Here is a 13,756-nt window from a genome sequence, read left to right on the forward strand (position 1 = left end):
TACTTCACAAATAAACGATCCCTCTTCTTCTGGCAAAACAGGGCGTTTACAGGCTGTATAGGAGCGCAAATTCGGTTTAATTCATAAAAAAACAAATCAACTTTCCTCAATATACCATAAGGAAAGTTGATTTGAACAGTTGAAAAATGTCGAATTTTGTCTGTTGGTTCGGCCTATTTTTAGGTGTGATGCAGGGCCTACCGCAATGCTTGCTTCAGGTCCGAAATGATATCATCAATGTGCTCCAGCCCTACGGAATACCGGAGCAAGCCGTCTCCGATTCCCCGCTCCAGACGCACCTCGCGAGGCATAGCGGCGTGGGACATCATCGCCGGATAAGACAAAATGCTCTCTACAGCGCCGAGGCTGACTGCGACCAGCGGAATCGTCACCTTGTCAAGCACCTGCCTTGCCCGCTCGCCGGAGCCGACATCAAAGGAAACGACTGCGCCGTAGCCGAGCGACTGCTTCTCATGAATCTCCCGTCCAGGATGATTCAAAAGTCCCGGATAGTACACCTGTTCAATGCCCGGCTCCTGAACGAGCCACTCCGCCAGCTTGCGGGCGGAACGCTCGGACGCTTCCATCCGCGCTTGCAGCGTCTTCATGCCGCGCATCAGCAGCCAGGAATCGTATACGCCCAGTACGGTTCCCATTCCGTTCTGCAGCTGCTTTAACCGTTGGCCCAGGCTGTCATTCGCTACAACAGCAAGGCCTGCGAGCAGATCGCTGTGCCCGCCCAGGAACTTGGTCGCGCTGTGCAGCACAATATCAACCCCATGCTCAATTGGGCGCTGGTGGTACGGCGTCATGAAGGTGTTATCCAGCATTGTCAGCAAATCATGCGATTTCGCCCATTCGCAGACCGCTCCGATGTCGGTAATTTTGAGCGTCGGGTTCGACGGCGTTTCCAGGAAAACCGCCTTTGTATTCGGCTTCAGCGCCGCTTTGACCTGCTCCAGATCCGTCATGTCCACAAACGTCGTTTCAATGTTCATCCGCGGCAGGATGCTGGTCAACAGACGGTATGTGCCGCCGTATACATCCTCCGTGCAGATGATATGGTCTCCGGCCGAGAGCAGCATAAAGGTCGTCGAAATGGCCGCCATTCCCGAAGAGAACGAGAAGCCGCGCGCGCCGCCCTCCAGCAGCGCAATGTAATCCTCCAGCGCTTGGCGGGTCGGGTTGCCGGAACGGGTGTAATCAAACTCCGGCGGGTTATCCAAAGAATGATGATGGAATGTGGAAGCCTGATAAATCGGAACGCTCGACGCTCCGGTCGCCTCATCAATCTCTGCGCCGAAATGAAGCAGCCGTGTGGAGAATTGACGCTTGTCCGGACCGTTCTGCTCTTTTTTACTTGCCATTTGCCGCGCCTCCTTCAACCTCCGCCTTAGCAAGCTCAAAGGCGCGGGAAATATCGTCAATCAGATCCTCGATATGCTCAATACCTACAGAGAACCGCAGCAGGCGATCGTCAACACCGACCTGGCGGCGTATTTCTTCCGGAATGTCGGCATGGGTTTGAACCGCCGGGTACGTCATCAGCGATTCTACCCCGCCCAGGCTCTCCGCAAAAGCAATAAGCTTCACATGCCGCAAAATCGGTTCGATATAGCGGGCATCCGTCATTTTGAAGGAGAAAATTCCGGTGTTGCCCGATGATTGTTTATTTTGAATCTCGTGCCCCGGGTGCTCGGGCAGGGCCGGATAATACACCTGCTCCACCATGGGGTGATTCTGCAAATATTCGGCCATCCGGGTGGCGTTGTACTGATGCCGCTCCATCCGAAGCGCCAGCGTCTTCATGCCGCGCATCAGCAGCCAGGAATCCTGCGGATTCAGAACAGCCCCGATGGAATTGTGAAGGAACGCCATTTGCTCGGACAGCTCCTGGCCCTTCGTCACGATCAGACCGGCCAGCACATCATTATGACCGCCCAAATACTTGGTCGCGCTGTGGATAATAATATCCGCGCCGAGCTCGAGAGGCCGCTGGAAAAACGGTGTCAGCAGCGTATTGTCGACAATGGATAAAATCCCTTTGCCCTTCGCCCATGTACACACCGCTTCAATATCCGTAATCATCATCAGCGGGTTGGTCGGCGTCTCGATGAGAAGCGCTTTTGTGCTTCCCGGACGGAAAGCTTCCTCCAGCGCCTGAATATCATTGGTATCGATATAAGAGGCGCTCACCCCGAAACGGGACATGATGCGCTCCAGCAGCCGGTAAGTCCCTCCGTACAAATCCAGAGATACCAGCAGATGGTCCCCTTGACTGAACAGAGCGAAGATGGTCTGCAATGCAGCCATCCCGGAGCTGCAGGCGAAGCCGGCATCGCCGGATTCCAGCTCTGCCGCAGCAGCTTCCAGCACCGCGCGAGTCGGACTCTTGGTGCGGGCGTAGTCAAACCCCGTGCTCTGTCCGAGACGGGGATGACGGAATGCGGTTGCCTGATAGATAGGAAAGCTTACTGCGCCGGTAACCGGCTCCTCCTGTGAACCGATTTGGGCCAAACGGCTTTCGATTTTCATGAACGAATTCCTCCTGAGATTAGCTGCTGGATATTTTTTATAAATGAACCTGCTTGCGGGTTTGCAAATCAAACGGCGTCATCTGATATACATAATAATTCAGCCAGTTGGAATACAACAAGTTGGCATGGGCCCGCCAGGTATTGAACGGCGTCTTGTCCGGGTTGTCGTCCGGGAAATAGTTTTTCGGCACATCGATCCGCAGCCCCTTCGTGACGTCACGGTCATACTCCCACTTCAGGGTCAAGGAATCGTATTCCGAATGGCCGGTTACAAAAATATGCTTTCCGTCCTTCGTCGCAACGATGTACACGCCCGCTTCTTCGGATTCCGAAAGAATCTCCAGCTCCGGCACCTTCTCGATGTCTTCCCGGCGCACCTCGGTGTGGCGTGATTGCGGCACGAAGAACGTTTCATCAAAGCCCCGCAGCAGCTTTACGTTTTGTGTACTAATATAATGAGGGAACACACCGAACATCTTACCCGGCAGCGGATATTTCGGAACACCGAAGTGATGGTAGAGGCCGGCTTGCGCGCCCCAACATATATGGAATGTGGATGTCACATTGGTTGTGCTCCAGTCCATAATCTGCTGAAGCTCCCTCCAGTAGGTCACCTCTTCAAAATCATACGTCTCCACCGGCGCGCCCGTAATAATCATCCCGTCGAAAAACTCGTCCTTCACATCCTCGAACGTCTTGTAGAACATGTTCAAATGCTCGGCCGATGTGTTCTTGGAGGTATGCGTTTTGGGATGCAGCAGAACGAATTCCAGCTGCAGCGGGGTATTGCCGATCAGACGCAAAATTTGTGTCTCCGTCGTTTCCTTCGTCGGCATTAAATTCAAAATCGCAATCCGCAGCGGGCGGATGTCTTGGGCAAAGGCCACACTTTCATCCATGGTGAAAATGTTTTCCCGGTCTAATACTTCTTTAGCCGGCAGGTTGTCAGGAATTTTGATCGGCATGTCTATCACTCCTTATCGGATGTAAAATTCAAAAAAACAAAAAAGCCTTTCTCCACGAGAAAGGCAGGCTTAACGTATCCATGTCCTCTCTCATCTCTCGAAACCGGAATGGTTTCAGCAAGAATTAGCACCGTGCTATCCATATGACTATGGATCGTCGGTTGCCGGGTATCATAGGGCTAGTCCCTCCACCTACTCTTCATGAGCGATTACAGCTATTCAATTCGTAAAAATGGTTATCCTAAATGTATACGAATTCCTCTCATTCGTCAAGCGGAACTGTAACCGGAAATGAACCCGGATTCCACAAAATCATGTTGTGCGCGTGAGGAGGCAGGGAGTATACTTATACATGCCAGACTTGGCAAAACCATGACGAATGAGGTGCAGACAGTATGGACGGCGACCCCAGGAGTAGCAAGCTGATGGCAGTACAACTGAATATTGCTTCCCCCTTGGCAGCCGGCGTCTGCATTTGGACCAGCCAATCATAACCTAGCTGGCTTTGTCCGGATTATCTCGTTCTTGCCATGGGGGAACAGCACTCATGGAAGGTGTGAGACGGATGAAGGTACGGTTGGTGAACAACGGAGAGTTTCATGCAGTGGAGGATGTCAGCCTCATATCCATTCCTCCTGAACACGGGTTTTATTGGATCGATGCCAATGTGGAAGATCTGGAGCTGCTCCAGCCCTTGTTCCACCTGCATGACCTGGCTGTAGAGGACTGCATGTCCGAGGAAGAGCAGCGGCCAAAGATTGAGATTTATGAGAATCATTATTTTATTGTCATTAACAGCATCCGTTATGATGATGAAGAGATATTCCTGCGGGCGCTGAACATGTTTTTGTTTAAATCGGTTATTATCACCGTGACCAAGCAAAAAATAAGCGAAATCCGCACCGTGAAGCCGGTACTGTGGGAAGAAGAGGTCAATACGCCCGATCATTTCCTGTATCACCTGGTGGACCTGGTGGTGGACAATTATTTCACTGTTATCGACCGGATCGAGGACAAAATCGAGAAGCTGGAAGAAGATATTTTGATGCATACCAAAAAATCGCATCTGGAGCAAATTATCGGGATGCGCTCCGAAATTTTGTGGCTCAAGAAGGTGCTGGGACCACAAAAGGAAGTTATTCATGCCTTGAATAAAAAGGAGCTGCGGCTCATTAACGACCAGCTGCAAAAATATTTCAGCGACGTCTATGAGAACTCGGTCAAAATCGCGGAATCGTTCGATACGTTCCGCGACCTGATCGCGAACTTGCGCGAGGCCTACCAATCGAGCCTGGCCAGCCGCGCGAACGACATCATGCGCATTTTTACCGGCATGACGATTATTTTCAGCCCGTTGACCTTGATTACCGGTATATACGGCATGAACTTCGAATGGATGCCTGAGCTGCATTCCCCTTACGGATTTCATACGGTGCTGGCGTTTATGGTGGTGATTGGCGGCGGGATGTTCTGGTTTTTCCGCAAAAAAGACTGGCTGTGAGCCAGTCTTTTTGTTGTTTTACATGGGTAGTTAAGAACCGGGGCAGTCGTGGTTGCCACATTGGGCGCAGTGTATATTGTTTCCTATCAGCGGGACAGCGCCGGTTATGGGCGGCGATGCGATTTCTCCGGCTTCAGGATCATCTCCAGCTCGCTGGCGGCGCTGATCGTAATTTCCTGTATCCCCGTGTCAATGAAGGAGGGGACCGTTTTCCCTTCATCCGCCTGGATTAGCAGCTCAATGATTTGCCGGCCCCACTCCTGCTCATTCCGGGCAATCACCGCTGTGATCTGGCCGTTGCGGATAGCCTCCAGCGAGCTCGGCGTCAAACCGAAAGCAACCGCATCCCGGCTTAAGCCTTTGGCCTTCCAGACGAGAATAGACGAGGTGCTGGAAACAAAATCCAGGGCGACAAACGCATCGAAATGCGGATGCTCATTAATCATCTGCTCCAAGTCGGATAACGCCCGATCGCCACTACCCTCATGATGGCGGACCTCCAGCACTTGAATGCTCGTTTTCTCGTTGATGTACCGGAGCATCCCGTCCAGACGCTCCCTGTGAATCCCAAGCTGAGACCTGCCGTTCTCGACCAGGATCATCCCCTTCCCCTTGAGCAGCCTGCTCACAACCTCTCCAAGCCGTTGTCCGCCTGCGAAATTGTCTGTTCCGATATAGGCCAGCCTGCTGCTTGCCGGGGCATCCGCCTCAAAGGTCACGACCGGAATCCCCGCTTGAACCGCTTTGTTAATGACCGGCGCCAGCGCTCCGGCATCAATCGGGTCCAGCGCAATCCCGTCCACCTTCTGCTTGATCGCCATATCCATCATGCGGATTTGCTGCTCCAGATTGATTTCGTCCGGCGCTTTGACGATGAGTGATACCCCATACGGCTCTGCGGCCTCCTCGGCGATCCGGGTAACCGTCTCATAGAACGGATGAGCCATCGGATAAATAATCGCGAAGGTCCGGGAAGACGGCGTCTGCTGAGCCGGATGGGCCGGCTGGCTGGATGCAGAAGGACGGGCGGAATTCACCGGACCGGCCGAACTAACCACGCTTACCGGCGGGGAAGAAACCGGAGGCGGCTGATGCCCTACACTGGAAGAAGCGTGCAACTTCAGCAGGGGCCGGAACTGGCGAGAGCTTGACCAGCTCTGTAATGAGCGGGGCTTGCAGCGGTAGGGAACCTGCCCCATATCACAGAAGCCGGGACAGCTGCACCAAATACCGCATCTCGTAAGCCATAATGTCCGACAGGCGTATTTCTCCAAGCGTCAGCAGAGAAATACGCCTTTGTTATTTGTACAGTGCATATATTGAAGAACATTTATTCGCCGTAGTAGCCTGTTATATACCCATCCAGAAAACTAAAATTTTCATTGTTTTCCGGGCGTTTTAATACCATTCCGGACTTCTCACTGATTACAATACTATCAGCATTCCGTAGTATACAAAAGAGCCAATGCTCCCGTACTTGACTTTTTATAGTACTGGGTCCTATACTCTCGTTCGCCAAGACAATTGTCTTTGAATTTCAAGTTAAATACACCCGCGCTAAACCCCACTTTCATGTTGGAGATACGACCGAAAGTCATGATTGTTTTAATCATTCTCCCCCATTTAATCCAAAATGAAAACATCTTTGTTATTTTTATTCTAGGGTACGGAATGTGAGGTTACATATATTTGTAGAATAAATTTTGGTGGACTCTACCCTCAAAAAAGTCAAAAAAAGAAGCATTATGATCAAAATACCGTTAAACAGAAGCGGCTCCCTTTACCTATAATGAAAACGTAAAGATGAATCCAAGAGGTGAGCCAAATGAATCAAACCACATCCGATGCTTCTCTGCAGCCTCAAACCGCAAGCCGCAAAAGGATCAGCACATTGCAGCGCAATGAATCGCTGGCCGGCTGGCTGTTCGTCAGCCCCATGCTGATCGGGCTTACAGTCCTGACGCTTATTCCCATTCTGGCCTCCGTCGTGCTCAGCTTCGCGGATTGGAACTTTATTGCCGGACTGAACGGGCTGAAATGGGTCGGGTTCAAAAATTTCGAGAACCTGTTCGAGGACGCAACCTTTCTGAAATCACTTGGCAATAACGGGATTTTCCTGCTCACGGTACCGGTATATCTCATCATTTCTCTCGTCCTGGCCATTCTTATTAACAAATACGTGTATTTCAAAAGCTTGTTCAAGGTCATTTATTTCATGCCTTACATCTCCAGTGTCGTTGCTGTGGCCATTGTGTGGCAGGTGCTGTTCCATCCGTCGAACGGTCCGGTGAACCGGTTCCTGATGTCCATCGGCATCGCCGACCCGCCGAAGTGGATTGCCGACACGAACTACTCGCTGATTTCGGTCATGATGATTTCCGTCTGGATTTCCATCGGCTTTAATATGATTGTGTACTTGGCCGGGCTGCAGTCGATCCCGAAGGAGATGTACGAAGCCGCAGAGATCGACGGGGCGAACGGCTGGACCCGCTTCACCCGGATTACGTTCCCGCTGATTTCGTCAACCACGTTTTTCCTGCTCATTACCGGGATCATCTCTTCCTTCAAGGTATTCGATCTGATCGCGGTGCTGACCAAGGGCGGTCCGGCCGGCTCCTCGTCCGTAATGGTCTGGTACCTGTATGAAACCGCCTTCACGAATCTCAAAATCGGCTACGCCTCTTCCATTGCCATGATGCTGTTTGTCTGCGTGCTGGCCATTACGCTGCTGCAGTGGATCGGCCAAAAAAAATGGGTCAATTACTAAGGAGGCTTCGACATGCCAAAATCATTCCACCTGCCCAGGCTGCTGCTGACCCTACTCATGCTCGTCTTGGGCGTTCTGTTTCTGCTGCCTTTTATTTGGATGCTGTCCGCTTCCTTTAAGCCCGAATCCGATGTGTTCAAATATCCGATAGAATGGATCCCGACCCAGTGGAACCTCATTGAGAACTACAAAGAGGTATGGCTTGGAGACCGGCCGTTCTGGATTTACTATGTCAATTCCATTAAAGTAACGGTGCTGACAACGATTATTTCCTCTCTTGTGTCTGCGCTGGCCGCTTACGGCTTTGCCAAAATTCAGTTTAAAGCAAGCAAAGGGCTGTTTTTCGTCGTACTCGCCACTTATATGGTGCCGAGCCAGGCTATTCTGGTGCCGCAATTTATTTTGTACCGGATGATCGGCCTGTTCGACAGCCACTTCGGCCTGATTCTGCTTTGCAGCTTCAGCGTGCTCGGCACGTTTATGCTGCGGCAGTTTTTCATGGGGCTGCACAACGAATATATTGAATCAGCCAAAATCGACGGGGCGAGTCATCTGCGCATCTTCCTCAGCATCGCCTTCCCGCTGGTCCGGCCTGCGGTGGCGACCTACGCGATTTTGCGCTTCATCTGGACCTGGAACGATTACCAGAATCCGCTCATTTTCCTGCGCAGCGACAAGCTGTTTACGATTCCGCTTGCCGTCACCAAATTCACTTCCATGAGCGGCGAATACTATTCGCTGATTATGGCGGCGGCGGTATCCGCGATTGTGCCTCTGCTCATTATGTTTGTCATCGGCCAGAAGCACGTAATTGAGGGGATTTCGGTCGGCGGCGTCAAAGGATAGGGAATTTTTTGTACGGAAGTCAAAATATTTTTAAAAAAGTCAATTTATGCGCATGGACGTACGGCCGCTCGTTGCTACAATGTCGTTGTAAGCGAATACAAGGAGCGTAAAATGAAGGAGGGGCACTTTATGAAAAAGAGATTATCCAGCATTCTGCTGACGATGGCGGTTACCGTCGGCCTATTGTCGGGCTGCGGCACCGATAATGGCTCGGCCGGCGCGAGTCCATCCGGTTCCCAGGGAGCGAGCGGAGCAGCCAACAAGGAACCGGTTCGGATTAAGCTGCATACGTTCGGCAATGAACAAGGCTATGCCTGGTCAAAAACAATCCCTGCCTTTGAAGCAAAATATCCGGACATTAAAGTAGACGTCGTTGTGCTTAGCGAAAAAGGCGACACCCAGGAATCGATGCAGAAGCTGGACCTGGCGGCCGCAGCAGGCGATGAGATGGATGTCATAATGTTCAGCGACCCGGCTGGCTATGCCCAGCGCGTCGGGCTCGGCATGGCGGAGCCGCTGGATGCATTTATCTCCAAAGAGGGCTTTAAAGTGACGGACGACTACAAGGTCGACACGCAGCTGAACGGTAAATATTACGCGCTGCCGGGCAAATTCAACCCGTGGTATGTGCTTTTGAACAAGGATCATCTGGATGCAGCGGGACTTCAGGTGCCCAAGGACTGGACCTGGGATGACTTTATGGACTATGCCAAAAAGCTGACCAAGGACGAGGGCGGCACGAAGCGCTACGGAACATATTTCCACGGTCCGCAAAACGGCGGATGGATGGAATTCCTCAAGCTGGCCCTCGCGAACCAGGCGGAGAACACCGAGTTCCTGAAGGCGGACGGAACCTCCAATCTGGACAGCCCGCTGTTCAAGAAAACGGTGGAAATGCGCGTGAAGATGGAGAAGGATGACAAATCGTCCACCCCTTACGCTGACATGCTGTCCCAAAAGCTGGCTTACCGCCCGCAATTTTTCAATCAATCGGCAAGTATGATTTTGATCGGCAGCTGGATGAACACGGAGATTGGCGGTACGGCGCAAACGCCGCTGAAGTTCAATGTCACCGTGGCCCCGTATCCGAAAAACAGCGCCTCCGATCAAGGCGGCTACACGCCGGTAACGACCGACTATGTTTCGGTTGCCGCCAAATCGAAGCACAAGGAAGAAGCTTATAAATTCGTTCGCTGGTACACCACAGAGGGTCAGCTGGCTCAGGGCAAGAACATCCCGTCCTGGAGCAAGGTGAAGGATGAGGATTTGACCAAAATCGTCGATACGATTTTGAGCGGCACCAAGAACCCGGAAAAAGTAGATAAAGCGTCTCTCATCAATGTGCTGAAAAACTCCAGAGCCTCCAAAATCGTTGCCCCGGTAACGTACCAGGCGGAGGTTTACAAAGCGATTAACCAGCAGTATGAGCTGCTCATTCTCGGCAAGCAAAGCGTAGACGAGATGATTGCCAATTCCAAAAAGGATGTCCAAAAAATTATTGATTCCAACAAGAAATAAGCAGGTATAATGAAGGGAGAGGGTCGGCATGATGCCCGCCCTCTTCGCATTTGTAACCCATGCAAGCCGCTAAGGAGGAGACAGACGTGCTTCAACGACTGCAGCAATGGATTAGCCGGGTTCCCCTTCCTTCCTTCCGCTTTAAGCTGATTGCGACGGCGGTAGCCTGTGTGCTGATTCCAACCTGCATCACACTCGCCGCCTCCAGTGTGCTGACCAAGGACGCGGTCAAGGAGCAGGCGGTACTGAGCGCGGAAAGCTCGCTGCAGCTCGTAAACGGCTACGTTTCGAATACCTTGAAGGCGATGCTCCATATTATGAACTTTGTACAGCTGGATTCCGAGATCTCCACTGCGCTGAAGCAGCGGGCGGTCGGCAAAACCTATTCCGGGCCTGAGGCCGAATACCAGAGATATGCTGATACGTACCGGATTACGAGCCGGATTGACAGCTCCACCTTCGTAGGCGAGAAGCTGTACATTACGATTCTGCAGCCGGACGGCCAGTATTACACCAACTACATGGCGGAGGAGTTTAATCCGCTCGTTATTTTCCAGGAGAGCTGGTTTGCGGACTTGAAGCAGCTTTCCGGGCTGGAAACGTATTGGGTCGGCCTTCAGCCCACCTGGTTCAAATTCGAAAAAGCGCGTAATCCATATCAGCTGTCGCTGGCCCGCACGCTGCGGGATTCCAGCTCCAACATTTATGCATATGTCATTGTAACGATGATGGAGAATCAGATTAATTCCATCTTTAAGCAGCTGGCCTCAGGACAAGAGCTGATGCTGCTGGATGCACAGGGCACGATTATTTCTCACCCTGATCCGCACCGGATGGGACAGCCCTTTACCGTAAATTCACATGATGAAAAGGACGTCATTCGAAAACCAGGCGCCCTCTTCACCGTAAATGGCCGCGAGGTATTGCTCTCGGAGCAATCGGTCCTGAACTCCGGGTGGAAGCTGGTGATGCTGACTCCCTATAAGGAAGCCGTATTTAAGATTAATCGGATTTTTAATCATGTGTTTCTGCTCCAGCTGCTGGCGTTCGTCACATTCATGCTGCTGCTTGTCTATTTGCTGCGGGCCTATACGAAGCCGCTTACGCGCCTCAGCAAATTGGCGGAAACGGTTCAACGAGGCAACCTGGAGGCGCGCTCCCATCTGCGGGGCAAGGACGAGATCGGACGTCTCGGGCTTTCCTTTGACCAGATGCTGAATCAAATCAAACGGATGATTGCCGAGGTTACGCTGGAGCAGTCGCGTAAACGCAAAGCGGAGCTGGCCATGCTCCAAGCGCAGATTCATCCGCATTTCCTGTTTAATGTGCTGAACTCCATTCGGATGAAGGTGCTGCGGCGCGGGGATCAGGAAAGCTCGGATATGATTAGCTCCCTCTCCAGACTGCTGCGGATGACGATTGACCGCGACCATGAGAATATTCCGCTGCATGAGGAGCTGGAGATCGTCATGCACTATTTGCAGCTCATGAATATGCGGCAAAAAGAAACGGTTCACCTCCGTATCGACGCCTCCTCCGGGGCTCAGCTTGCAGCGGTGCCGCGCTTCATGCTGCAGCCGTTAATTGAAAATGCCCTGATTCATGGCTTTAACCAGCACAGCGGGACCATCACCCTGCAGGCATTTATCGACGAGCAGCTGTATTTGAAGGTCGTTGTGGAGGATGACGGGCAAGGCATGAACGAAGCGGATTTGGAGAAGCTTCGGCTGTCTGTAGCCGCCGCGCTCGCCGCCCCGGCTCCCGATATGCACATGCGCCAGCCGTCGGACCATGCCGGACTGCAGCCAGACGCAGGACCCGCAGCTGAACCTGCAGCTGAACCTGCGGTCCCTTCAATGCGCAAAGGCTTCTCCGGTGTCGGGCTTGCCAATGTTGCCGAACGCCTCCGGCTTACCTTCGGGGAGACCGCTGAGATGAATATCAACAGCGAGGTTGGAATTGGAACCCGCATTCGTTTACGGATACCCTATCAGGAGGTGTGGCAGCTGCATGTATAAAGTGATGCTTGTAGACGATGATTACCCTGTGCTGGAACTGCTGGCCGATACGATCGAATGGGAGCGCCTGGGAATGACGCTGCTCGGCGCCCATGAGAACGGCGCAGCCGCCCTGGAGCAGGCTTCCGTACAAATGCCGGATATTCTCATTACCGATATCGGCATGCCCAAAATGAACGGCCTGGAGCTTATCGAGCAGCTGCGCGGGCGCAAGCCGAGCCTGCGAACCGCTATTTTGTCCTGCCACAGTGAATTTCATTTGGCCCAGCAGGCCATGCGGCTGAATGTGCAGCATTATTTGTTAAAGGACACGCTGGAGCCCTCCGATATGAACAAGCTGCTGGCCGAGTTCAAGCAAAGTCTGGACCATGAGCACCAAACGAGCGTGCAGCAGCTTCAGCTCCGGCATATGGTGGATCGCAGCCGGGATGCGCTGAAAGCGAAGTTCATCCGCTATACCATTCATGAGCCGATTCTTGACACCCGGCAGTGGGCCGAAGAAGGCCGGTCTCTCGGGATTGCCTTTGACTTGCCGCTGCAGCTTCCGGTGCTGGCCCAAATTAATGATTTCAGCGCAGGCAAGCGCCGGTTTTTCTCCGAAGACATGCTGCGGTTTGCCGTGCATAATGTGATGGATGAGGTCATTCGTGACACGGGTGCGCTGGCGGTGCCTTTTGCTTATGGAGATAAGGACATCTTCCTGGTGTTCTCGTTTCGCGAAAGCATGAAGACGAACCCGTTCGAGGAGGCGGCCAAGCTGCTCCGAAGCATCCAGGAGGCGCTGCGCAAAAGCTTGAAGCTGTCGATGTCCATGCTCATCGGCGACCTGTGCGGAAGCCCGGAGCTGCTGAAGCAGGAGCTGACGCTGCTTCTCTCCGAAACGGCGCAGCAGTTTTATATGGAGCCCCGGTCTATTGCGAAGCTTCACCGTCAGTCTCCGACGGATGCGGCGGATTTGTTCGCCCGCTATGACGAGGCTTGCGGTCAATTCCGCGACATGCTGCTGGAGCAGGATGCCAATGCCCTGCCCGGGCTGATCAAGCAGTGGTCCCGGTTTTTGCACGAGCAGCGATTCGCTCCCGAGACGGTGAAGGAATGGGTGCTGAAGCTTGTGCTGGACATTAAGCTGAAGTTCCAATCTCTGCAGTATTTCCGCGGGGGCGCGACCGCCGAGGTGCTCCATCGCGAAATCGTTGATTTGGGATCGCTTGCCGAGCTGGAGCACTGGCTTACGGAGCATTTCCATACCGCCATGGAATCGGTCGGGGGCATAAGACGGCAAAGCCACCGTACGGAGGTCATCGATGCATGCCAGTACGTCTCTCTTCATTTGGGCAAGCGCATCAGCCTGGAGGAGGTATCCGAACGGCTTCATTTGAACCCTAGCTATTTCAGCCGCTTGTTTAAAAAAGAAACCGGCGAGACGTTCATCGAATATGTTACCCGGACCAAAATCGAGCGGGCCAAGGAGCTGCTGGATCAGACCAGCCACTCTGTCGGCAAAATCGGCGAGATGCTCGGCTACGACAATCAGAGCTATTTTATTAAGACATTTAAAACTCAAATCGGGCTTACACCAATCGAATACAGAGGAAAATGACCCC

The 13,756-nt window shown here is 52.6% G+C and carries 11 protein-coding genes and 1 riboswitch; of the genes, 7 read left to right on the top strand and 4 right to left on the bottom strand.

Translation table 11 applies throughout. The annotated features are described in order from the left end of the window. Positions 1 to 197 precede the first annotated feature (197 nt). Genes WBG83_RS09730 through metA form a run of 3 tightly spaced genes read right to left on the bottom strand, consistent with a single transcriptional unit; the run spans position 198 to position 3,502 of the window. Positions 198 to 1,367, bottom strand: coding sequence for a trans-sulfuration enzyme family protein (locus tag WBG83_RS09730; RefSeq protein WP_336744818.1), 1,170 nt, complete (start codon positions 1,365 to 1,367; stop codon positions 198 to 200). Next, the gene (locus WBG83_RS09735; RefSeq protein ID WP_336744819.1) at positions 1,357 to 2,535 is read right to left on the bottom strand and encodes a PLP-dependent transferase; all 1,179 of its coding nucleotides are present in this window, start codon (positions 2,533 to 2,535) and stop codon (positions 1,357 to 1,359) included. Before WBG83_RS09735 ends, WBG83_RS09730 begins: the two co-directional genes overlap by 11 nt. 37 nt (positions 2,536 to 2,572) lie before the next feature. Then, the gene (metA, locus tag WBG83_RS09740; protein ID WP_336744820.1) at positions 2,573 to 3,502 is read right to left on the bottom strand and encodes a homoserine O-acetyltransferase MetA; all 930 of its coding nucleotides are present in this window, start codon (positions 3,500 to 3,502) and stop codon (positions 2,573 to 2,575) included. An 87-nt stretch (positions 3,503 to 3,589) separates the two neighbouring features. After that, a riboswitch (SAM riboswitch) is annotated at positions 3,590 to 3,710 on the bottom strand. Between the two features lie 357 nt (positions 3,711 to 4,067). Here metA and corA point away from each other — a divergent pair. Beyond that, positions 4,068 to 5,003, top strand: a complete 936-nt coding sequence (corA, locus tag WBG83_RS09745; protein WP_336744821.1) for a magnesium/cobalt transporter CorA — start codon at positions 4,068 to 4,070, stop codon at positions 5,001 to 5,003. A gap of 104 nt (positions 5,004 to 5,107) precedes the next feature. On the opposite strand, the gene WBG83_RS09750 is transcribed toward corA, so the two are convergent. Beyond that, positions 5,108 to 6,061 carry a sugar ABC transporter substrate-binding protein gene (locus WBG83_RS09750; RefSeq protein ID WP_336744822.1) on the bottom strand — a complete coding sequence of 318 codons (954 nt, stop codon included), beginning with the start codon at positions 6,059 to 6,061 and terminating at the stop codon, positions 5,108 to 5,110. Between the two features lie 43 nt (positions 6,062 to 6,104). Here WBG83_RS09750 and WBG83_RS22595 point away from each other — a divergent pair, with 43 nt between their 5' ends. The 6 genes from WBG83_RS22595 to WBG83_RS09775 all read left to right on the top strand — a co-directional run bounded on the left by WBG83_RS22595 (position 6,105) and on the right by WBG83_RS09775 (position 13,752). Then, positions 6,105 to 6,188 carry a DUF7004 family protein gene (locus tag WBG83_RS22595; protein WP_442955822.1) on the top strand — a complete coding sequence of 28 codons (84 nt, stop codon included), beginning with the start codon at positions 6,105 to 6,107 and terminating at the stop codon, positions 6,186 to 6,188. Positions 6,189 to 6,828: 640 nt separating this feature from the next. Beyond that, on the top strand, positions 6,829 to 7,770 hold the full coding sequence (locus WBG83_RS09755; RefSeq protein ID WP_336744823.1) for a carbohydrate ABC transporter permease: 942 nt from the start codon (positions 6,829 to 6,831) through the stop codon (positions 7,768 to 7,770). Positions 7,771 to 7,782: 12 nt separating this feature from the next. Then, positions 7,783 to 8,616, top strand: a complete 834-nt coding sequence (locus tag WBG83_RS09760) for a carbohydrate ABC transporter permease (RefSeq protein ID WP_336744824.1) — start codon at positions 7,783 to 7,785, stop codon at positions 8,614 to 8,616. Positions 8,617 to 8,745: 129 nt separating this feature from the next. After that, positions 8,746 to 10,134: an ABC transporter substrate-binding protein gene (locus WBG83_RS09765; RefSeq protein ID WP_336744825.1), complete on the top strand. Its 1,389-nt coding sequence runs from the start codon at positions 8,746 to 8,748 to the stop codon at positions 10,132 to 10,134. 86 nt (positions 10,135 to 10,220) lie between these two features. Continuing rightward, the gene (locus WBG83_RS09770; RefSeq protein WP_336744826.1) at positions 10,221 to 12,152 is read left to right on the top strand and encodes a cache domain-containing sensor histidine kinase; all 1,932 of its coding nucleotides are present in this window, start codon (positions 10,221 to 10,223) and stop codon (positions 12,150 to 12,152) included. Next, positions 12,145 to 13,752 (top strand): response regulator transcription factor, encoded by a 1,608-nt coding sequence (locus WBG83_RS09775; RefSeq protein ID WP_336744827.1) that lies wholly within the window; start codon positions 12,145 to 12,147, stop codon positions 13,750 to 13,752. The genes WBG83_RS09770 and WBG83_RS09775 overlap by 8 nt, the downstream gene beginning before the upstream one ends. The last annotated feature ends 4 nt before the right edge of the window (positions 13,753 to 13,756 follow it).

This window comes from Paenibacillus sp. y28 (assembly GCF_037137075.1).
Classification (GTDB): Bacteria; Bacillota; Bacilli; order Paenibacillales; family NBRC-103111; genus JBBBNV01.